The sequence below is a fragment of the Viridibacillus sp. NPDC093762 genome, assembly GCF_050279675.1.
GTDB lineage: Bacteria > Bacillota > Bacilli > Bacillales_A > Planococcaceae > Viridibacillus.
This window is the reverse complement of the sequence record NZ_JBNNUK010000013.1, coordinates 76,267-99,000: the sequence shown is the minus strand read 5'-3', so window position 1 is coordinate 99,000 and position 22,734 is coordinate 76,267. Positions and strand designations below refer to the sequence as shown.

Genomic DNA, 22,734 nt, shown 5'->3' with positions numbered 1-22,734 from the left:
TATTTGAACTTTGAAACTGCAAAATTGTCACTCTTTCAGTACATTGAAAGTTGGTATAATCGCAAAAGAATTCACGGAGCAATCAACTACTTAACTCCAGCTGAATTAGAAAAATTATGTCGAGCAACAGCCTGACTTAACTTTTTTGTGTCCAATATATTGACTTAAATCCAATGTATATAAAGAATCTCATATTTACCTTATAGAAATTTGAGGAACTAGAACTAAAGCGACTATTTCTAAAAAGAATAGTTGCTTTTTTATATTTCTATTGTTAGTTAAATGGATTTAATAATATGCTAATTATTCCAAATTGCTGTTATAATTATAATTGCAAATGTTCCGAAGATGTTAAACAACGAACATTTAAAAGTTATGGAGAGTAAAACTTCTTTAAACTTATTCTTATTTCTTTACATAATAGATTTGGAGGTGGTCCTGATTGGAATTTGAGAGTTTAGTGCCTAATATAGATATAGAAGATAATAATAAGAAACCTTTTTTAGACGCTATGAGCTGGGCAATTTCTAATGAAAATAATAAAAACATAGCTATAACGGGCCCTTATGGAGCTGGTAAAAGTAGTCTAATTGATACGTTTATTAAAAAAGAAGAAATTAAAGATAAGACTGTAAAAATATCTATTGCAACATTTAGTAATGATACAAAAGATGCTACTACTAATAATAAGAGTCAAGATACAGATGTTCCTCTCGAAAATATTTTAGAACAACAAATACTACAGCAGTTAGTTTACAAAATCGAACCCGATAAGATACCATTCTCAAAATTCACAAGAATTTTTGACTTAGATAAGTATAAAACACTAGCTACGATATTTTTTATGCTCATTATGAGTTTAATAACTTATTCAATGTTTAAATTTAGCTGGCTACCTAAAGCATATAGTAAGTTTATTTCGGGTGACTTAAACTATACAGCAATGATAGTACTTATAGGAATATTCTTAGTGGCAGTGTATACATATTTCATATATATTTGCATTTTGATATTCCAAAAATTAGGATTAAGTAAATTTGGATTTGGAAGCACATCTATCGAGGTAGTTACAAAGGAAAATAACACGGTATTCAATAGATATTTAGACGAAATTATTTATTTTTTTAAGCAATCTAAGTTTCAGTATGTAATATTTGAGGATTTAGATAGATTTGAAAATATTAGTATATATGAAAGATTAAAAAGTTTAAACATTATATTAAACAATACAAAACAGTTGTCAGAGCAAAATATTGTATTTATATATGCTTTAAAAGATGATTTATTTATTAATAAAGATGGTTCTCATGAGATATATAACAGAACCAAGTTTTTTGACTTCATTATTCCAACGGTTAAAATTGTACATAGTTCTAATGCAGAAAATTTATTACTTAAAAGACTAAAAAGGGAATTTCAATCAGATGGTAAATTAGTTGGTTTATCAATCGAATTTATTGAAGACATAGCATTATATATTAATGATATGCGTATATTAATAAATATTTGCAATGAGTATAAAGTTTATAAAAATGCGTTGGTGAATAATGGTATAACGGCAGATGGATTATTTGCCGTTGTTGTATATAAAAACATTTATCCAGGTGACTATTCAAGTTTATTAAGTAATAAGGGAAAGGTTTATGAAATTCTTAACATAAAGGATTTGATTATAAACAAAATTAAGAAGAAGATTGAAACTATTCAAAATCAAATTGATTTAGGAATTATTTCAGAAACTTATAGTTCTGAAGAGATTGCTACGTTATTTTATCTAGAAAAAGATTTAAATGGCATAACTCAAATAGATGTAATAAATTCAGAAGGAATTACAAAAAATACAATTACAAAAAATAATAGTTCAAAATTTAAGTTTGAAGGGTTATTTGAAAGCTGTTTAGAGTTAGGAAATGATTTTAATTTACAATATCATTACTCATTTAATAGAAATGCAGAGATATTCAATGGATTAGGATTTTTTTCGATATCAAGCAAAATGAATTTTCTAGAAAGATACCGAGCAATCTATTATAAGGAAAAAGAGAATAGTTTAATAAGGGAAAAAGAAGATTTAGAGGAAAAAATAAAAATAATAAAATTAAATTCTATATCATTTTTAATAAAAAATGGTTATATGAATAGTGAAAAAATTTTAGACGAGATGCAAAAAGAGTATGACTTATTATATTTTTTAATTCGTAATGGCTGGATTGATGAATCTTATGAAGATTATTTATCATATTTTTATGAAGGTAGCTTGTCTAATAATGATAATAAACTTCTTAAAGCTATTCGAAATGGTTTAGCAGAAGACGAAAATCTAGATTTAAAAAATGTAACAAAAGTTATAAATAGAATAAAAATTGAAGAAATATCTTCTCCAAGTGTGTTTAACCGTAACTTATTAGAATTTTTAATTGAAAATAGACAGACACAACATGAAAAATTCAATGCAATGGTAGAACTTATCTTTAATTCTAAAATTGGTAAAGAGTATTACTTAAGATTCATTGAATATATGAGTGATAATGGAAATTTTAATGGAATTGGTGCTCTTATTTCTAAAGCAAATAAATTAGGTTTTAAAGTATTGGAAGATATCACTGTTAATTTAGATACTCCAAGAAAAGAAAAGTATGCTTATTCTATAATAAATAGTTGGTTATTCATAAATGATAAAAATTCATTGAAATTGATGAAAGGATTTATTGAACAGTTAGAACCACAGAAAATTTATGATAACTGTAATATAGAAGCAATTCAACAAATGTTAGAAGACTTAAATATTAAATTTAAAAATATTACTTCTGTAGATGGAAAAATAAAAGATTATGTAGCTAAACACAATTACTTCGAAATAAGCTCAATAAATATTCAACATGTGATAAAAAAGGTTAATATAAAAAACGTATTTGATAACGATTTAATTAATGAATATATAAAAGCTAATATTAAAGAGTTTATTGAAAGTGTAATCTTGAAATTAGGTAGTTATACTGAAGAGGAAGAAACGCTAATCAGCTTACTTAATGATGAAGAATTAGCTGGAAGTTTGAAATATGAACTAATTAAGAAATGTAATAATAGAATTGAAGATATTTCAAAAATAGATTCAGTTAAAAATTTAATTAGTCTAGACAAAATGCAATGTAATATTAATAATATAATTTCTCTAATTAGTCGTGAGGAATACGAGGAAGAGGAAGTAAGTTTAGATACAGTATTAAGTAATAAATCGAATTGGAATGAATTGTTACAACATAAGAATGAAATAAATCAAATTTCAGTTGATGCTTTTAATCTGATTACAGAAGAGTTCTTTAAATCTGAAATCGTGAGTGGAAAAGCGATGGAAAATCTATTCAAAGATACAGAAAGATATATCACAGTACCAAATGATTTATTAGAAAGTACAGATGAAAATCTATATGATAAGCTTTCTTCTTTAATAAAAGTATTAGGTTGGGATATAGAGGTTTATCGATTTATTAGTGAATATGATGACAATGAATTATTATTAAAGTATTTATTTGATGTCTTAAAAAATTATGAATACGATGAAATCAAGGACGATTTACTACATTTAAATTCAGAAGGCTTGTTACCTTGGTCGGAGGAATTAATAGGTAAATTAGATTTTGATGATGAAGAAAGAATAACGTACTTTAAACATGTATCTTCTAAAGTAACGGATCAATTTGTGCTAGATGAGACGTGTGCAACAATTCCACTAGATGCAGAACTAAATCTAAAATGGCAAGGTAGAGAAGCTAATACCTCATATTTTCTTGCTTTAGCAAATGAGGGTATTGAAGATTCTGTTATTGAAAGTACAATTGAAGAATTAGACTATTGGGATATACAAATTTTTAGAGTGTTAGAACAGTTTTCCGAAAAGTTTGCTTTGTCGTATACTAAGAAAAATGAGAAAGAATTATTTAATAACAGTGACTTTTCTCAAGATGAATTTAATATATTAACAAAAGGAAATTTAAGCGATGAATTAATTAAAAATCTATATAATTTTAATACATTTAAGCCAGAAGGCGAATTTCTTAATTGGTTAATAAATGAAGAACGGTATACGTCTTTGTTGGAGTTATATAATGAGAGGGAAATAATAGAATCCTATAAACAACAACAAAATATATCGATTATTTTATATTGGTATATTAATACTAAGAAGCTAAAAAGAGAAGAAATTTATGAATTGCTTAGTAATTTAAAACCACCATTTAACGAAATTAAAATTGGTAATGGAAATAATAAGAAATTTAAATACAATGAATGGACTGAAAAGCTAATGAAGTATTTAGAAAAAAAGAATGCCACTGCTACTGTTTATTGTAATGAAAATACAGGAATATACGTTAACAACAAACGAAAATAAATCATAAGAACATTACTGAGAAATTGGTAATGTTTTTTTTGTGTGCAGTATGTTTACCAAGTAACTGATGAAAGTTCAAGCGTTTTTTTGTTGAAGTTATCTTCTTTTCACTTTATTCACTTCTCTCTTCTTGAAAAAGATTACATCTAATTTTTCATCAACTATTTCTCGTACAAAGTTTCACCCTTTCTCTCATCAAGTTTCTAAAAAAACACAATAGGAAAGGTAATCACTAAAGCAGAGACAAAGAGAAGGAATCGATGCAGCTGGTAGACCACGAGTAGGATAGACAGAAAATCAAAAAGAGCAGTTTAGACAACTTTATCCAAGTTGGAAGGCTGGAGAAATAACAGCTACTGCTATGATGCGAGACGTGGGGTTAAAAAGGACAACATTTTATGGCAAAGTTAAAGAGTTTGAAAAGGTTAATAATAAGTAGAGTAAAAGGGAATAAATAATTTAATTACCGACAGGTAACATGTCTATACGTACCTATTCCACTCCAAGTCTACTTGTAATCTGATGAAAAGTAATAAGGTTATAACAGAAAACCCTCCACTTTATGTACGCTTATATAAGCGTTACTAACAACGTAGTCATAAATAAAGTGGAGGTTACACAGGTTTCTGCTATTTAATTACTTATTAAGTAATAACTAATAAAACTGGTTGATGAAATATCCATTTGGAACGCACATAAAGCATAGAATGGGGAAGGTTCATTGGGCTACCGCCCAACACATGTAGGCACATGCAAAAGAGCAAGGACGGAACATCGAAGTATTCGCACCTATCAACTTCTTAATTCTCAAAAAAAAAGAGAACTAAAAGAGTTCTCCTTCTTCCATTTGCCTGTGATACTTAATAATCTATATTTTTAAATCTTTTATCAATTTCTTTTTTATCATAAGATAATATCCAATCCTCGTGTAAATGATAAACATTTTCTAAAACATTTAAAGATGTAGCCACAACATCACAGCCTCTATCATCATAAACATTAAATATTAATTGTTTTGTTATATTTACAAAGAAGACATCGTGAGAAATAAATGGTTTAATGCCTAAATCTTGATTACAAACAGCTTTTATCAAGCCTACATAATCCACATCTGAAACTTTACATTTTAACCAAAATTGATGAGTGTTCAAATAATCATCTTCATCCACATTAGGCTTTTTCATTGTATTTAAACTATACAATGTTTTTTTATTTTTTATATAATTTGAATATACCTTTAATTTACCAGGTGCTTCTTTTTCAATTTCAGTATGTACATTCGTCACAATAAAAATTTCATCATCCACATCAAATAAATCTCTAAATATTGTTATAGACTTTTTATAAACTTCACTTCGATAATTAACATCATTATCTTTAAATTGCTCTTCACAACCAAGTTCAAATCTAATTCCAATAGGGTACTCATAAAACAAACCTAATTTTAATTTTAAATCAGGAAATTTTTTGTTTAAATAATTATCTAACTTCAAATTAATAATTCTCCTTCTTTTATTTACTTTAATCTGCTATTATATTACCTTTTTCATCGAGAGATGCTTTTCTTTTGTCATCTTTTTTTAATTTCCATTTTCTACCACCGTGATTAGCTGTATCTTTCGAAACGTTCCACTTTCCATTATTAAATGTACCAGAATTTTTATTTAGTGGAGTATTTCCATGTTTATCTTTAAAACTACCTAAATCAACAGTATTTCCATCTTTTTTTAGAGAATTAGGAATTGTAGCACCTATAACGTAAGGAACAACATAATCTTTTACAGAATTATATAACACACTACCAGCTTTAGCTACAACTCCTGCAATCACAACTCCGCTTGTATAAATATGAACAGCTCCTACGCCTACAACGTTAATAGTAGTAATCAAGCTCCCTATTCCTGGTTGTACGGCCACGGCACGCATCATTAAAATATTATCGTTCGTATTTAATAGGTCATTATCTTGTTGTTCTTCAATACTTTTATTAATGAATTCTACGTCGTTTGCCTCGATTTCTATACTTTCAATACTAGTATTCCATTGATAAACTGTATCAAAAGAAGCATTACTCTCCTCCTCAGCAAATGTAACAGTTCCTAAAACCGAGCTAAACAACATTGTTCCAGATAAAATACCAATAATAGATTTATTTCTCTTATTCATAAATATAACCACCCTTTAATATTGATGTCCAATCAATTAATATTTTTGGACATTAATAAAATAATACATTAATTTTTAAATAAAATCCAATATTATGTACATTTTATTGATTTTTAACAAAAAAATCATAAAAATACAATTGGAGAGAGATAAACCTAGATGCCACAAGGTTTGGCTACGTATGCGTGAAACCTCTGCCTTGTAAGATACACGCGTAGAAGCTTGAGTATTGGAGTTTCTGGACGCGGGTTCGACTCCCGCCGTCTCCATATGAAAGACAAGAAAACCGTTGAGGAATCAACGGTTTTTTTTGGGGGAAAAAATTTTTTTGATCTGCTTAATGCAAAATAAAAGTACAGACTTAAATAATGATTCAATGAATATATTAAAGTGTGTTTTAATCGTTTTTTTCAAAATGGTTTTAATTTTTGCCCGTATAGCATGTTTTATCTAGTTAATTCATCAAAATTTATTGCGAAGAAACATATTACACTATAAAAATTATCTTTTATATACATTTTCATATCTTTATGTTATTATTTGTAAAAAGAAGGTGAATATTGATGAAAAAGACAATAATTGTATTATTTACCATTTTAACTATTGTAGTTCCTATTTCTGCTTTTGCTGCTGATTGGTATGGTGATACGATCACTCTGCCACGCACAGGGGATTGGAGTACTATTAATAGAACAGCAGCATCCGACACTCAAGGTACATGGGTTAAGAAACCTACATATGATATTACATCATGGATTGAACTTAAAGATGGTAGTCGTACCGGTCCAATTCGATATTGGATAGGAGGGGCAGAGCAAGGCGCACAATACCATGAAACATCACTTAAGGGTGCAACTATACATGCAACTTTTAAGTCACAAACATGGTATACAAACCAAGTGTATTTAGAGTGGGCACCTTAGACAAAAATAAAATGTATCTCAAATTGATAAATTTGAGATACATTTTCTTATTTATAGAAAATTGATAAATTTGAGATACATTTTCTTATTTATAGAAAATCTATTATTAAGTGTTTGGAACTCTTATCTATATTTTATACATATAATGCAAAGGGGTGTATATGATGAAGAATACTACAGTAATTTCACAGGTAGGGGATGCTTTTTTAACGAATCGTTTGCTACAAATTCTTATTGCTGTACTTTCAGTTGGTAACTTACTTTCGAATTGGAAAATTAGCTTAGATGATAGCTGGGGAGGAGTTAATTCCATTTTATTTGAACCCTTCTTTGGAGTAGGATCAACTTTTGGACCATATTTCCCCTACGTCATGATTCTCTTTGTCATCTTGATTACGATGCAAATAAATGCGAAAGAACAATTAAGCAATGTCCGTTTTTGGAGTATTATTCGTGAAGGCTTTAAAGGCTATACGAAACGAATGCTTTCTGTAACACTTGCTACTGTTATTGCTTTCATATTAATTACCGATGTATTTTCAATTGTTTTATTAGTACTAAAACATGGATTTATTTTTGTTGTAGATCCAATTCTCATTTCAAATGGATTAGATGGAATTTTCGGACCAATTATGACGACATTAACCCTATTGTTTTTCCAACTACTGTATGCAGCAGGGTATACAATCGGTTCATTATTACTAATGCAATTTGTTACACGCTTATGGCAAACAATAGTATATCCTTTCATTTGGTTTGTGATTTTCCCACAGCTTGTAGCAGAACTTAGTATAGGGCTTGGATACAGCTCTCTTGCAAATTATTCCCCAGAAAGAATTACAAATCGAATAATGATTGCTTATCCAAATGAAACCGGCTGGCAAGCATTTAACTTAAATCTAGGTCTAAGCGTTGGAATGATATTGATTTATGGTTTGGCATTAATTGCAGCATGGAACTGGCAACGAAAGAGAGGAGGCATTTTATAGTGAATGTAAAATTAAATCAAGTACATAAAAGACTTAAGAAACGAACGATATTAGACGGAATTGATTTAGAAGTTCATGAGAATGAGATTGTAGGAATTGTTGGACCGAATGGTTCTGGAAAGACCACCATATTGAGATTGATAGCCGGATTAATGTATGCGGATCAAGGAGAAGTTTACGTTAATGAGCAAAAAATTCGGATTGGTGACTTTCCTAAAAATATTGGTATTCTCATTGAAACACCTAGTTTTATTGATAGTTTATCGGGGCTTGGAAACCTAATTTTACTTGCTCGTATTCAGCAACGCATTAGTGAAAATGAGATTCGTCAGTTGATGGAACAATTTAAACTCAATCCAGATTTAAAAGACCCAGTCAAGGTTTATTCTTTAGGAATGAACCAACGACTAGGACTCGTTCAAGCATTTATGGAACGTCCCGATTTATTATTATTGGATGAACCAACGAATGCATTAGATGAAGAGAGTAAACAGATTTTTTATCAACTATTAAAAGAAAGATGTACGAACGGCTCCTCAGCTATTGTCATATCTCACGATAGGGAAGAGGTGCAGCTTCTTTGCGATAGAGTTTATGCGTTAGAAGAAGGAAAACTTAAAGAAGTAGTGCCGGTATGATAAAGCATGTGATCAAACTATTTGTAAAAACGCATTGGGTAAGACTAATAGCCACCTTTGTATTAATTGGCACCGTAACATTTATATTTGAACCTGTGTATCTATTGTCTTCGGAGAGTATGTCTTGGAATGATTGGTTTTTAGAGATGAGCGGCTCTTTAATTGTTATGTATATAGTTGCTCCATTCTCTGTTGCACTAATAACATTTGATGTAACGAAATGGTTATGGTCTAACTTTGGAATATACACAATGATGCGTTTACAAAAAAGACAACAATTGTTTAGTGCTTACACGTTGCTAATGGTAATGGTTGTTTCATATATAATCTTTTCCATATTGTTTTGGACAGTCATTATTGGATTGTTTAAATTCGATTTAGTGACCGTCACTAATTATCATCCATTTTTCGAAAGCGGAAATTCACCTATTTTAATAATCGGTTTGCGATTTCTTCTTGATTGGTGGGCGCTATTGTTTATTGCTAGTTTAAGTTTACTTGGATCGTTTTATGGTAAAAGTACGCTTGTAGCCTTTGGTTGTAGTATCGTTTTCCCAATATTTTTAGCCATTGCATTTAAAACAAATATAACAGGAAAAGGTTATATCCCTGGTGCCGCTATGCAATTAGCTATTCATGAAGAGGGGACATCACTTCTTCTATTAACAATATTAAATGAATTATATGTTCTCATTTTGCTACTTATTATATATAGTATGATTCGCACTACAAATTTGAGCATAGGGAGAACCAAAAAATAATGGGGCTAAAAAGAGTTTTTAGAATGAAAAGCGTTTGGCTATTATTAGGTGTTCTCACGCTCTTTTTAAAGAGCTCATTTGATAGAACGGTTCAACAAAATGAAGGTGTCTCTCATGTGAACGCTGCTATTCCCTTCACAAATCATCTAATTGTTCGAGATGATCTCTTTTGGTTAGCTTTTTCCCTATTTGGTGCGCTTTTTGTCACCCATCATTTACGAGAAAAAGCGGTGTTGTATCCCTTTTTTGCAGGTAGAGTAACAAGTCGAATTCATATTATTAAACGGGAGATTATTGATATTTATCTTTGGACGAGTCTCTATGTTATAGTTGGAATCTTAGCCACTAGTTGGATGGGGAGCTTTACAAAGGGAACTTTTTTTACATACATTTATGTTTGGCTGGCTCAATGCTTGATAGTAATCCTACTCGTAATATTGGAGAACCGACATGAACACGCATTTTTCATATGGATATTCGTGCTGCTATTATCAACTGTTAAAATCCTATCTCCTTATGCTCCCTGGATGTACGGTCAAGCCTACCTTTTTTTTGCGAAAGGAAATGGTCTACTTGAAACTGGTATCCTGGTCGCACTTTCAATTATTGAAATTAGTTTGTATGTGACTACGAGAAAAAGATCAAGTTGGTTATAATGAGGCCGCTGAAAAAGTTTATATAATATAAATAAGATAGCCAATTTGGCTAAAACGGAGGATGGATACTCCGCCGTCTCCATATTTAAATTTAGCAGTAGAAATGCTGTAAAATCAACGTTTAAACAAGGTTAGGGTGATTTGATAGGAGTTATACTCTTATTGAATTGCCCTTTTTTGCAATTGGATAATAAGAGATGTATGCAATTTTAGTCTTAGACACACTTACTTACGAAGTAAAAATTCAAATAAATGAGCCAAACGAAATAACTTAAAATTATAGCCCATTACTCAATTTGTATAGGATTTAAAATTAGCATAATATTACATTTATAATAAATGTTTACAAATTTGTTATTCTGGTATAAAATATAAGATGTAATAAAATTTAGGGGGTATAAAATTGAAAAAATTAATCAGTATTTTATCTATCTTTTCTATTTTTTCTTTACTTGTATTATTAATCCCAACGCAAGCTGATGCTGCATCAACTGGTACGGGACCATACAGAAAGGCATTATCAAATTCAGGTTATTCGTGGATGTCTACAAATGTTTACATACCTGGTGGAAATGACGTACATTATGGTAATTCAACTGACACAGGTTATATTTATTTAGGTGGACATAATGGTTCGGTAGAAGTAGATGCGGGATTACAACATAGTCCAACACTAGACAATTGGGCCCCTTTTATTTCTGTGAATGGTAATCGCCCTTCAAGTGGTACGTCAACAACTCGTTTTAAAAGTGGACAAACTGTTTTTATGAAGTTTTATGTAACATCTGATAATACGGTTGAGCTTAGTGTAAGTGGAACTGCTACAGATGGGGTTAAGCGTACAGTTGTGTTAAATGCTACTGCAAATGGATGGAAAAAAAGTGGAAATGGCAATTCATTAAAACGTGTAACGTCAATTGCACAAATTGGTGGAGATAATTTTGCTTCTAAGTCTTATATGAAAAACGTGTATTGGTCAGACGCTACAATAGGAACAAGTTCTACTTCAAATGCAGTTTGGTCTGGAGTACATACGAATTCTTTCATTAGCTATCAATCACCTTATGTATCAGTTCAATATGTAAATCAAAGTAAAGAAACTGTAAACATAAACTTAAACTAGAAAATTATTAATCATGCTAATGAAGTTGGTATTCCACTGCATAAAAAGAGCGCCTAGCTTTATGCGAAGGCACTGAAAAAGTCCATAAAATGAATTTTAGTCATGGCGGAAACGATTAATCGTTTCTGCCATGGCTTTTTCTTCGTGGCCGTTAATTTCACTAAGAGGAAAAGATCAAGTTAATCATAACGATGCCACTGAAAAAGTCATATAGTATATACAAGATAGCCCATTCTCGCTAAATTCGAGGATGAGCTATCTGTTTTTCTGTATAATAGATGTACTAATTCCAGGTAGTGTTTTCGACAAAATATTGTTTTTATAGCGGTCGCACTCTCTATTTTTGACTTATCAGATGTCGAAGTTATTGAACGATTATAATATGATATGAACTTTAAATATTCTTTAGATATGGTGTCAGAAGACCGCGTCAATTAATAAAACTTCACAACATCTTCAAAAGGTAAGAATGTTCTTTCTCCTGGTTGTTCGTTTGGCTCACCAAATGGCATTTGTGCTACTAAGCTCCATTCTGCTGGGATATCCCAAGTTTGTTTTACTTCTTCATCAATAATTGGGTTATAGTGCTGCAGTGATGCGCCGATTCCTTCAGCCGTTAAAGACATCCATGTTGCGTATTGCAACATTGCACTACCTTGATGAGACCAAAATGGGAATTGTTCTTTATAAGATGGTGCATTTTCTTGCATTGTTTTTATTGTTCCTTGGTTTTCGAAGAATAGTACTGTTCCTACTCCATCGCGGAACCCTTGTAATCTTTCTGCAGTTGCCTCAAAATTCTCTGCTGGTACACGAGAGCGTAGTGTTTCTTTTACGATATCCCAAAACTTGTCATGTTCATTTTCCATTACTACGACGATACGTCCACTTTGCATATTAAATGATGTCGGAGCATATAAAGCTGTTTTTAATAGTTCACTGATTCTTTCTTTTGTAATGTTTTCATTTTTTTTCACCTTACGAATAGATCGACGGTTAATAATTGCTTCTTTTAAGTTTGTTGTAGTTAATGACATTTTAATTCCTCCAAATAAGTTTAATTTTAAAATAATATTTATACACATAGATTTTTCTGACAGAGCAAGCAGTTATTTAAAGTAAGGAAATACTTACAAAACTCCACTGTAGTTTAAATCTAGTATTAGCAATTCCCATTTATAGCGCATTGCATGCCATCAAAGTCATTTGTTTTCTTTTTTTTTAATTCCTTATCAATGACTTGAGCTAATCTTTCTTTGCTGGCTAATCCTTGAATCACTTCATCACCAATAATGAATGTCGGAACAGCCATAATTTGCGCTTCTTCATAGGCGTGATTTAGAGCTTTTTGATGAACCTCGCGATATTTGCGTGATACTAAAGCGTCCTTAAAATCATCCATAGACAAACCAACTTCACCTGCTAAATTTGTTAATACTTCTACGTTCTCTATGTTTTGTTCCTCTTGGAAAAACGCAGTAAATACTCTATGGTGAAATTCATTTCCTTTTCCATGTTCTTTTGCGAAATGACATCCTTCAAATGCCAAGTTGGTATATGGGTGTGGAGAAACACGTGGTAAACGCATGTCAACTCCTAGTTTTTTTGCAGTAGGTAGGATAAAGGAATCCCATGAACTTAATTTATCAGGTTCTTTCCATGGATCAATTTTAGAATGTGGACTTGGACGTAATTCAAATGGCATCCATTCTACTTCAACGTCTTTTTCCTTTACAATCTCATCTAAAGGACCTTTACCTAAAAAACAAAATGGGCATATAAAATCCGAATAAGCTTTAATTTTTACAGTCATCGTATATTACCTTCCTTTTTTAGTAGTAGTAGCACAATGTTGTAACTAACTAAGTTACAACATCTTCAAAAAAAATAGAAATCATAAATATTCTTACACTTTTACAGAGTATAATGTATTTTATTTTGTAGTGATGTTTTGAAAATCGACTACTATTTAAAATTTAACCTCCCTGTTGTAACTATTATAGTTACAGCTTTAACGAATGTCAATTATTTATTTTTGTATCTATATAGTTGTTCGTGATGATACCTATTATTGTAGGTTTTAAAACGATATGGAGAAAATAAAAAAGTATCCATTAGCGAGATTAAATAGAGCACAAATAGAGAAAGCTGTAGCCACAATTAAAACCAACATACAAGAAAGGTTAGGTGGCTACCGATGGAATTAGAGAAAAAACTATATTGCTACAATTGTAAGGAAGAAACGGTGTATCAAAAAAGACGGAATAATAACACGTATATGGAAAGTCATTGCAGGGAATGTGGTTGTTTTGAATGGCAGAATAGAGCCGTAGAAAGTGAAGTAAAGAAATGGGCAGAGTATAATCTAGTAAAAGGAATACCGAACTTTGAAGAAGTACAAAGAATTATTTAATCGAATAGCTTCAATCCGGGACAGAATGTTTTTTATATTTAAGAGATATCTGCTAAATAAACAACCCTCTTAAATTAATTCTTTTAAGAAGGCTCAGAGTGTTGACAAAAGGCATCGAGAAGTGAATTCTCGATGCCTTTTGTCATTTTTACATTCTTTTTTTAGGTTTAAACAATAGGATAATTCATTTAATTAAGCGTACTTTTCAATCAACTTCCCACTATTAAGCTGCTCGCCATGTCTAAGTGACGAGCTTTATTTTTTTCCGTCACCTCAAAAATATCGTTTATAGTATGCTGTAATAGTTACATATTTCAGTTGATTGGAGCGGAGAGCGGCCCCGCCCGCACGTAGCGGAAATCAACGTTCTTATTCTATTGTATAGAGGGCTTAAAGTCCTTGTGTAATTGGAAGCGCTATTATAAAAATACTTATTGTCAATGGGTGAAAAAATACATACAATTAGACAGAACGGAGGTATTTCTACATGAAAAAAGCTTTTTTAGCCAACGGTTTGTTCAGTTTAGGCAATCTATTTGTCAATGGACTTAATATCCAGAATGGTGTAATTGCTACTACGAAGCAAGAAGTAACCAAGGCTTTCAAAATGCATTACTCTCCATAATTTTAATGGTTATTTACCTTACTATTTATCCAAAATTACTAGGTTACCATTAAAAAGGAGTTTATTTAGATTATGTGGTTTTTATTTGCAATATTAACATGGCTCTCATGGGGAGCAGCGAACTTATTTTATAAAAAGGGCTCAGATACAAATGACAAAAATAGTCATATCAAAATAACCATTATGGTTGGTCTTGTTATGGGGATTCACGCAACGATCTATATGTTCGTGAAAGGTTTAGAATTCCATCCACAAGATATGTTAACGTATTTGCCTGTTTCTACATTGTACATTGTTTCAATGGTTTTTGGTTATGTTGGATTACGTTATTTAGAATTATCTATTGCAGCGCCAGTGCAAAATGCTTCAGGTGCGGTTACAACGATATTATTATATATGTTCTTTCCACAAGAAGTTACGTGGATACATTTTGCAGGGATCATTGCTATTACAGCTGGTGTTATTTGGATTGCTGTTATTGAAAAGCAACAGGATGATGCATTATTACGTTCTCAAAAAGTTAAAATCGAACGTAAATATCAATTTGGATTTTTCGCAATGTTATTCCCGATTTTATACGCATTAATAGATGGGGTAGGAACTTTTGCTGATGGTATCTATTTAGATGAGTTAACAATTATGACTGAAGATGCAGCGCTACTAGCATATGAATACACATTCTTTATCGTAGCAATTGTATGCTTTATCTATCTTCGCTTCTATAAAAAAGTGAAATTCAATGTATTTAAAGAGCGTGATCGCACATACGCAGCAGTTTTAGAAACGATTGGTCAGTTCTTCTATGTGTACGCAATTTCAGCATATGCGTTTATCTCCGCACCAATTATTTCATCATACTGTATTTTCTCAATTATACTATCGCGTATTTTCTTAAAAGAAAAACTAACAAAGAAACAATACTTCGTCATTGCAATTATTATGCTAGGTATTGTCATCCTCGGTCTAGCCGACGAATTATAATTGTAAAACGTCAATCGAATAATCGATTGGCGTTTTTTTGTTTTGAACAATAAAAGTAATATCACGACAAGCAAATATATGCTCATACTTATAAGAATAATTTTGCCCTAAAATCATAGTGATAAATCTTTTCTATTTTCTCTTGCCAACATTTATAACGAATGCACCAATGCATCGCCATGAATTTGAAATTACGTTTACATGTTCTGACCTGTCTTTGGGAACAATGATATTAAGGTAACCGTCTTTATACTAATAATCATAATCGATAGTATTCAAGCTCTTTGTCTTTTTCTCGTTGGCCTCATAATTTTCAGGCTTCACTACAACGCCAACATCAAACATCTTTTTCATTAGAAAAGCTATTGGTTTAGGCAAAAAGAGTACATAGAGTGTAAATAATAATAGGATCGTTGTGAATACGAAAATGCTTGTCCGATGTTTCTTCTATAAGAGTGACCGGTTTTCCTTCTACCAATCTGCATTCTATTATGGCATAATTTGTCGTGGGCTTCGAATGCTTTTTATTGAACATAGGATCTATAAATTTTTTGAGGTGAAACATAAATGTATAAGAGAAAACGACTTTTACAAGGAATACTTGTAATTTCAACATTACAGATGCTGTATTATTATTTTATAGGGAAAAAATATCTATTTATTAATGGTCTGGGAGATATGCCAGTTTATATTATTGGCGGTAATGTATTATTGTTCGTCGCTTACTTTATATTGGTTGAAAAAAGTAATATAAGAAAAAAGAATGTACTTATCATAATTGCATATGTACTTTTAATAATTGCACCTTTCTATTTCCAAAAGCATGTACCGAGTTTTAAAGTAGAAGATGCAGCGCAAATTATTTCGCGTACCGAGGGCGGGAAAGTTGTGAAAGACCGTAAATTTAGCGGGACAATTGTCGACTATTCGGGGCTAGAAATGTATATTATTACGCTTGAAAAGAATAAAGTAGTTACGCGTTATGCATTCGATCCATATACAGAAAAATACTATTCATTTGCGGATTAGAAATGAGGTTTAATCATGGCAGAACACAGTTTTAATTTGACTGCGAATTGGCCAGGTGGTCGTAATGAGGTAGGTACAATCGCATCTGGTCAACTACAAACAAAAGTATCGATTCCATCTGAAATGGATGGGCCTGGTATTGGTACAAATCCAGATGAGATGTTGTTAGGAGCTGCTGCGACTTGTTATATTATTACGTTAGCCGCTATGCTTGAGCGTTCAAGTATCGATGTAGTGAGTTTATCGATGCAATCTGAAGGAATCGTTGATGTAACGAATGGAGTCTTTACGTATAAGAAAATCATCCATAAACCAGAAATCACTTTATCAAACGGTTCAACGGCACGAGATGCTAGTCTAACGCAAAAACTTGCAGAAAAAGCAGAAAAAACATGTATGATCAGTAAGGCAATTCAAGGGAATGTGGCACTTGAGTTGCAAGTGCATTTAAAAATAGAAGAGTAAGATGAGCTGCTAAGTATTCGTTAAAGTCGATTACTTAGCAGTTTTTTAATGAATTGAAAACACATCAGCTTAATTTACCTTTGTTTAGGCAAATCCCATTAGATCTTTCACATGATGTGTATTTTCTTTTGTCGTTAGCATTTCAAGTAATAGGAAAGCGACATCAAAAGCAGTACCAGGATTGGATGATGTAATAATATTACCGTCTTGAACAATTCTCTCATTTTGTACGTTTACGCCAAAATCCTTTAACTGTTCTTTTCTTATACTTGTTGGGTGAGCATAAGTCGTTGCTTTTCTATTTGCTAGAATGCCACTTTTACCAAGTGCTAATGATGCAACACAAATGCTAGCAATAGGTTTTTGTTTTGCATCAAAATGCCGGATTACTTTCAAAAATGATTCACTAAATGCGTCTTCATAAAAGCCTGCCTCTTCAAATCCTCCGGGAATAGCCAATGCATCAAATTCATCTAATTGGATGTCATCAACTGTTTTTTCAGGTACAACGTTGAAATTCCAAGTGCAAGTTAATGTATCTCGAAGGCCAACTGTCACAACCTCAGTTGAGCCGTCGCCTTCCCATTTGTTCCAACCAAGCACATCTGTAAATACGCTCGCCTCTACTGCTTCAAAGCCATCTGCCAATAACAATAATATTTTTTTCATTTCTTTAATCCCTCCAATATCTTAATTTTAAATAAATAAAAAGTTATATTACATAATCTGAAAAAGGATATTTCTTTAATTAAATTTATATTATAAGGATTTTGAGTTATTCTATTTAATAAAAAAAGGTGAGTGAAAAAATGGATCAAATAGATAAAAAGATAGTAAGGGAATTACAGCTAAATGCCAAAACTTCTATGAAAGAATTAGCAGAAATCGTTCATTTATCGGCTCCTGCAGTTATAGAGAGAGTTCGAAAGCTTGAAGAAAAGCAAATTATTGAAGGTTATCATGCAAAAGTTGCTTTGAACAAAATGCATCGTCCAATGCGTGCGATTATTTTGTTCGAGTCAAAGGATTGTAAAGCATTAGCAAGTTTTTGTCATAATCATTCTGATGTACTTGAGTGTTACAGGGTGGCAGGAGAGATTAGCTATATTGTCAAAATAGCAACGCATTCTGTAGAGAGTTTAGAGCAATTTATTAATGACTCCATGCAATACGGCACACCTTCAACAAATATTGTGTTATCGTCCCATGAAAAAAGAGTAATAGAACCTTTTACGATGGAAGAAGAATAAAATGTAATCGTGTTTGGAGTTATTTTAAAACAATATCAATAACTTTATCATGCTAAAATACTACATTGATAGCTCATGGGGAATTTTTACTTGTTTTCAAAAAGTACTTAATTTGAAATAGATTTTATGTAGAATGAAAGTAGTGTTTTAGGAGAATTTCTCATTCGAATCGCCTTTTGGGTTCGTTCATATTCGGCGAATTGCTATAGAGTATTTTCAAAATGATACTAAGGATGTGACTGTTAAATGAAGTTAGAAACGATGTTGTTTTTTAAAAGCTTAATTTTTTAACGTTCTAAATCAACACGCTTTTCTTGAATAAGAATATTTACGATATATTCTTCTAAATTTGATAGTGTATCTATATATACCTCTATGTTATTACATAGGCATTGATAATTATAATAAACGTTGATAAATTCAGCTTAAATATCGTGAAAATAAAACTATCAGCGTTTAAGATGAAAATATTGCATTTTAGGAAAAAAATAGTTTTTGAGATAACTCGCTTGCTATAATTTACGTACCGACGTCGGCAAGCAATTATTACACAAGGATTTTAAATTCTTGATGTAAAATATAACATTCAATTTAAGGCGCATTCCTGTTAGATGGATTTTCAGGCTCTTGAATTAAAAAAGCCCTCTAGTATGATGTATGATTGTCAACCGCCATCGACCTATCATCACACATGAGGACTCCATTTATGAATTCTAAAACGAATCAAAAAATTAATCAAGTAACTGAAATTACACTCATCGTAGGTATAGATCTCGCTAAGCATAAACATTATGCTTGCTCAATTGATGAACGAGGTAGAGTGCTTCATTCGGTGGTTGAATTACTTCTTCCCAGAATGACTCAAGCTAAGCGTCCCTAAACTGATAATTAATTGAATATTGAATTACTAATATCTATTACAAAATCAAAAAATAATAACGGGTTTTACCGTTTGTACTTCAACAATTATAGAAGGAGATGGGAATAATGGATTTCAAAAAGATTAAAAAAGGTACTGTCGGTTTATTAGCAGCAGGTATGATGACTGCTGGATTTTCAGTAGTTGCTATGGCAGCTTCTGAATCTTTAAATGGTGGTGGTGCCACATGGTATGGTGGAGAAGATGGTGATGGTATACTCTATTCTAAACTTTGGGATAGAAAAAGTGATGGCGTTAAATATGAGGTTAGAGTTTGGGTTCAAGATGATAAAGGTCAAAAAAGTGAAAAAACAGGCACTACTAGCGGAGTAGATGCAGCAGGAGAAGTAAAAGTAACTAGAGCATCTACCCATTCAAATCCATTTGTACCAGAAAAATCTGGTTATAATGATTTTAAAGCAATCACTACTAAATAATACTTATTAACATATCTAAACTAATATACACTGTAAGGTTTCAAAACTTTACAGTGTAAACTTTGTTCACTTAAAATCACTTCCTTTATTTGTATAATTAATACGATCTAAAAAATATTAAAAAATAGGGACAGATGAATAAATATGAAAAAAATTTTTTATGGGATAGGTATATTAGTAGCAGTTTTCTCTTTTTCCTTTTTTTTATTAGTTGCGGATAAAATGGTATATCACAACGATGAGACAATTTATGATTTTAATTTATCTAAAAGTATTTCGGGTAAAGAATTAAAAGAAATGGCTGAAGATACAAATTTAATGATTAGATTGGCAAATTTTAAGAATAGTAGTTTTGGAAGAAATGAATTAGAAGTTACCTTTATTAACCCAACTTCAACCATCAATCTAGGAAAACAACCTAGTGTGTTTCCTGGAAATGAGATTATTTATTATGATTTTGATGAAAAAATGGACAAAAAAATTAAATTTTTCACTACTCAAAGCAATGAATATAAAAAAATAGAAAATCTAAAATCTACTCTTGAAAAAAAAGGATATAGTGTAAGTCTACTCAAGAACGAGCCACTAAATTTCACTTTAGGAATGCTTTTCTCTTCATTAAATATAAAATTTTTTTCATTGCTTATTCTATTAATAATATTAAGTATAGCAACCTATTATGTATATCGATTAAAAGAAATAGGGATTTTAAAGTTACATGGATGGAGTAATAGTAAAATTTCTTTTAGACTACTTTTTAAGCTGTTAATCCATTCCTATTTATCTAGTTTATTTTTAGCAATACCATTTAGTATATATATTGTTATAACCGATGTTGGAAAAATCATCCTATATGCTCGGATATATTTTTTATTATGCTTCTTTTTAGCACTAGTTTTTTTATTGTCTGCTTTTGTTGGAACTATATATATATATAAGGTAAATCAAGTAGGAGCTATAAAAAATAAACGAAATAATAAGTTACTATTTTATACTTTGATTATATTTAAATTTGTCATCGTAACCTTATTAGCATTTTCAATGAATACCTCTATTAAGGACATATATAAACTTAATGCAAATATTCAATCAATAAGTAAGCTACAGAATTATGATTTTTATAAGATACAAACATCCGTTGTACCTGATGCAGCAATACATACAAAATTAGATCAACTAATTGCATCTTTAGACGAAGGACAAGTATATAATTACTCACCTACAGACCACACACTTGATATAACCGAACTCAAGTTGTATCAATCTAGTGGTAAATTAAGAGATCGAGATGAATTTGCTTATACTTCTATTTCTCCGAATATATTAGAATTGTTAGATATTGTAGATGAAAAAAACAATAAAATTAATGCTTCACAAGTAAAGGCAAATACTTTATTAATTCCAATTCATATTAAGAACGATATTGAAAAGGTTCTTGACTATTTTCAATTAGAAAAAAACACAAAAATAATCTATATCAAAAACGGGCAAGTTCAGGATAATATTTTATGGCCAGGGAATTATATATATGACTCTATTTATTATATACATGAACCAAAAAGAACATTGTATTTGAATTCAGGAGAGATTTTACTGGATAAAAATGGTGCGGAAATTATCGAACAAGAATTAGTCCATTTAGGAATAGACACAAATAGTATGAGGATTGAACCCTTAAATAGTGACTATAATATTCTAAAAGGAAATTTAGAATTGAATCTTTTTGAATCCCTCTTTCATATGATAATCAACTTATTATCTTTTTTACTTTGTGTTTTATCAATAGTGACGATTTTCTTGGAACTACGAAAAAAAGAATTCGCAGTATATCGATTAGTTGGTAGGTATCCAATAAAAACAATTGGTAAATTTACGATATTAAACGGCATCATTACTATAGGAATTACACTAATTGTGAATCCAGCCTTCTTTTTTTTATTCTTCATAGAAGGAATTATTTATGGAGTTTTGTTACACCAATATATGAGAAGCAAGGCAGTGCTAGCATTAAAAGGTGAATAAATATAGAAGCGGAGAAAAATAATGAGTTTAATAAAACTTGAGAATATTACAAAATCATATAATGGCCATCTGATATTCAATAATCTTAATTTAGAAATAGAAAAAGGTGAATTTCTTGGAATAACAGGAAAGAGTGGAGCTGGAAAATCCACATTACTGAATATAATAGGACTACTAGAAGAATGCGATGGAAATGTAATTATTAATGGGAAAAAAATAAGTTATAGAGATACAAAAGAAGTACGTAAATTACTCAAAAATGAGATTGGTTATTTGTTTCAAAATTATGCATTAATCGATGATTTAACCGTGTATGAAAATTTAAGAATTGTTTTGGATAAAATCCCCCAAAAAGAAGGTAGAAAGTTGGCTTTACAAGAGTTAAATAAATTAGGGCTTGGTGATATTCTAGATAAAAAAATTTTTCAGCTATCTGGAGGTGAACAACAAAGAGTAGCAATTGCAAGATTAATATTACGTAAAAGTGAAATCATATTAGCAGATGAGCCCACAGGGAGTTTAGATCAGAAAAATGGAAAAATCATTATGAATTTGCTTAAAGAATTCCACAATCAAGGGAAGACAATTATAATGGTGAGTCATGATGAAAGTGCAATTTCAAATTGTTCGAGAGTTATAAATTTATAACATAGCTTATGGCGCTTACTATTAAATCTGTGGTAACTGATTTTTTTAGATTGTTACTACTAAACATTCAAATCTCTCCCTAGAATGATTGTTTTATGAATACGATTTAGAACTGTACCGTGTAATTTTTATTTATAAAATCTAGAATTTTCTGTTTCTGCAATAAAAAGATGGGTCAAATTAATAAAATAACGCTACGTACGATTATGATAAAAAAGTAAAAGTTTATTATGAAAAAAAACTAATTAATTAGGAAATTATGGTAGAATGTAAGTGGGACTATAGTATGAAATCGGGCT

23 protein-coding genes are annotated in these 22,734 nt (G+C 30.8%); 18 read left to right on the top strand and 5 right to left on the bottom strand.

From position 1 onward, the window contains the following. Both ACQKM9_RS15745 and ACQKM9_RS15740 read left to right on the top strand, forming a co-directional pair. On the top strand, positions 1-135 hold a 135-nt coding region (locus tag ACQKM9_RS15745; protein ID WP_427735302.1), incomplete at its 5' end, for an IS3 family transposase. 307 nt (positions 136-442) lie between these two features. Continuing rightward, positions 443-4,390: a hypothetical protein gene (locus ACQKM9_RS15740; protein ID WP_427735295.1), complete on the top strand. Its 3,948-nt coding sequence runs from the start codon at positions 443-445 to the stop codon at positions 4,388-4,390. An 860-nt stretch (positions 4,391-5,250) separates the two neighbouring features. Here the strand turns inward: ACQKM9_RS15740 and ACQKM9_RS15735 are convergent. Beyond that, positions 5,251-5,883 carry a DUF3885 domain-containing protein gene (locus ACQKM9_RS15735; protein ID WP_427735293.1) on the bottom strand — a complete coding sequence of 211 codons (633 nt, stop codon included), beginning with the start codon at positions 5,881-5,883 and terminating at the stop codon, positions 5,251-5,253. 28 nt (positions 5,884-5,911) lie between these two features. Further along, positions 5,912-6,556 (bottom strand): hypothetical protein, encoded by a 645-nt coding sequence (locus ACQKM9_RS15730; RefSeq protein ID WP_427735292.1) that lies wholly within the window; start codon positions 6,554-6,556, stop codon positions 5,912-5,914. Between the two features lie 563 nt (positions 6,557-7,119). Between ACQKM9_RS15730 and ACQKM9_RS15725 the strand changes: the two genes are divergently transcribed. The 6 genes from ACQKM9_RS15725 (at position 7,120) to ACQKM9_RS15700 (ending at position 11,646) form a co-directional block, all read left to right on the top strand. Next, entirely contained in the window at positions 7,120-7,479 is a 360-nt protein-coding gene (locus ACQKM9_RS15725) for a hypothetical protein (protein WP_427735290.1), read from the top strand. A gap of 164 nt (positions 7,480-7,643) precedes the next feature. Next, entirely contained in the window at positions 7,644-8,468 is an 825-nt protein-coding gene (locus ACQKM9_RS15720) for a hypothetical protein (protein WP_427735289.1), read from the top strand. Further along, positions 8,468-9,106: an ABC transporter ATP-binding protein gene (locus ACQKM9_RS15715; RefSeq protein ID WP_427735287.1), complete on the top strand. Its 639-nt coding sequence runs from the start codon at positions 8,468-8,470 to the stop codon at positions 9,104-9,106. Before ACQKM9_RS15720 ends, ACQKM9_RS15715 begins: the two co-directional genes overlap by 1 nt. Next, entirely contained in the window at positions 9,103-9,867 is a 765-nt protein-coding gene (locus ACQKM9_RS15710; RefSeq protein WP_427735285.1) for a hypothetical protein, read from the top strand. Before ACQKM9_RS15715 ends, ACQKM9_RS15710 begins: the two co-directional genes overlap by 4 nt. Before the next feature lie 23 nt (positions 9,868-9,890). After that, entirely contained in the window at positions 9,891-10,523 is a 633-nt protein-coding gene (locus ACQKM9_RS15705; RefSeq protein ID WP_427735284.1) for a hypothetical protein, read from the top strand. A 403-nt stretch (positions 10,524-10,926) separates the two neighbouring features. Next, a complete protein-coding gene (locus ACQKM9_RS15700) occupies positions 10,927-11,646 on the top strand; it encodes a hypothetical protein (protein WP_427735283.1) in 720 nt (239 codons plus the stop codon). A 434-nt stretch (positions 11,647-12,080) separates the two neighbouring features. Here the strand turns inward: ACQKM9_RS15700 and ACQKM9_RS15695 are convergent, their stop codons facing one another. Next, the gene (locus ACQKM9_RS15695; protein ID WP_427735282.1) at positions 12,081-12,683 is read right to left on the bottom strand and encodes a nitroreductase family protein; all 603 of its coding nucleotides are present in this window, start codon (positions 12,681-12,683) and stop codon (positions 12,081-12,083) included. Between the two features lie 125 nt (positions 12,684-12,808). Beyond that, a complete protein-coding gene (locus ACQKM9_RS15690; protein ID WP_427735281.1) occupies positions 12,809-13,459 on the bottom strand; it encodes a DsbA family oxidoreductase in 651 nt (216 codons plus the stop codon). A 384-nt stretch (positions 13,460-13,843) separates the two neighbouring features. Here ACQKM9_RS15690 and ACQKM9_RS15685 point away from each other — a divergent pair, with 384 nt between their 5' ends. From ACQKM9_RS15685 to ACQKM9_RS15665, 5 genes are all read left to right on the top strand, one after another. Beyond that, positions 13,844-14,059 carry a hypothetical protein gene (locus ACQKM9_RS15685; protein ID WP_038188755.1) on the top strand — a complete coding sequence of 72 codons (216 nt, stop codon included), beginning with the start codon at positions 13,844-13,846 and terminating at the stop codon, positions 14,057-14,059. Between the two features lie 487 nt (positions 14,060-14,546). Beyond that, positions 14,547-14,684, top strand: a complete 138-nt coding sequence (locus ACQKM9_RS15680; protein ID WP_427735280.1) for a hypothetical protein — start codon at positions 14,547-14,549, stop codon at positions 14,682-14,684. Positions 14,685-14,756: 72 nt separating this feature from the next. Beyond that, positions 14,757-15,665, top strand: a complete 909-nt coding sequence (locus tag ACQKM9_RS15675; protein WP_427735279.1) for an EamA family transporter — start codon at positions 14,757-14,759, stop codon at positions 15,663-15,665. A gap of 567 nt (positions 15,666-16,232) precedes the next feature. Continuing rightward, on the top strand, positions 16,233-16,694 hold the full coding sequence (locus ACQKM9_RS15670) for a hypothetical protein (protein ID WP_427735278.1): 462 nt from the start codon (positions 16,233-16,235) through the stop codon (positions 16,692-16,694). 15 nt (positions 16,695-16,709) lie between these two features. Continuing rightward, the gene (locus ACQKM9_RS15665) at positions 16,710-17,159 is read left to right on the top strand and encodes an OsmC family protein (RefSeq protein ID WP_427735277.1); all 450 of its coding nucleotides are present in this window, start codon (positions 16,710-16,712) and stop codon (positions 17,157-17,159) included. 84 nt (positions 17,160-17,243) lie between these two features. Here the strand turns inward: ACQKM9_RS15665 and ACQKM9_RS15660 are convergent, their stop codons facing one another. Beyond that, complete coding sequence (locus tag ACQKM9_RS15660) at positions 17,244-17,828, bottom strand: DJ-1/PfpI family protein (RefSeq protein WP_427735276.1); 585 nt, start codon at positions 17,826-17,828, stop codon at positions 17,244-17,246. Between the two features lie 140 nt (positions 17,829-17,968). Here ACQKM9_RS15660 and ACQKM9_RS15655 point away from each other — a divergent pair, with 140 nt between their 5' ends. The 5 genes from ACQKM9_RS15655 (at position 17,969) to ACQKM9_RS15635 (ending at position 22,435) form a co-directional block, all read left to right on the top strand. Continuing rightward, positions 17,969-18,409 carry an Lrp/AsnC family transcriptional regulator gene (locus ACQKM9_RS15655; protein ID WP_427735275.1) on the top strand — a complete coding sequence of 147 codons (441 nt, stop codon included), beginning with the start codon at positions 17,969-17,971 and terminating at the stop codon, positions 18,407-18,409. A 706-nt stretch (positions 18,410-19,115) separates the two neighbouring features. Then, positions 19,116-19,289: a hypothetical protein gene (locus ACQKM9_RS15650; RefSeq protein ID WP_427735304.1), complete on the top strand. Its 174-nt coding sequence runs from the start codon at positions 19,116-19,118 to the stop codon at positions 19,287-19,289. Between the two features lie 107 nt (positions 19,290-19,396). After that, complete coding sequence (locus ACQKM9_RS15645) at positions 19,397-19,765, top strand: hypothetical protein (protein ID WP_427735274.1); 369 nt, start codon at positions 19,397-19,399, stop codon at positions 19,763-19,765. Positions 19,766-19,909: 144 nt separating this feature from the next. Continuing rightward, positions 19,910-21,787: a hypothetical protein gene (locus ACQKM9_RS15640; RefSeq protein ID WP_427735273.1), complete on the top strand. Its 1,878-nt coding sequence runs from the start codon at positions 19,910-19,912 to the stop codon at positions 21,785-21,787. A 21-nt stretch (positions 21,788-21,808) separates the two neighbouring features. After that, the gene (locus ACQKM9_RS15635; RefSeq protein ID WP_427735272.1) at positions 21,809-22,435 is read left to right on the top strand and encodes an ABC transporter ATP-binding protein; all 627 of its coding nucleotides are present in this window, start codon (positions 21,809-21,811) and stop codon (positions 22,433-22,435) included. Positions 22,436-22,734: the final 299 nt, after the last annotated feature.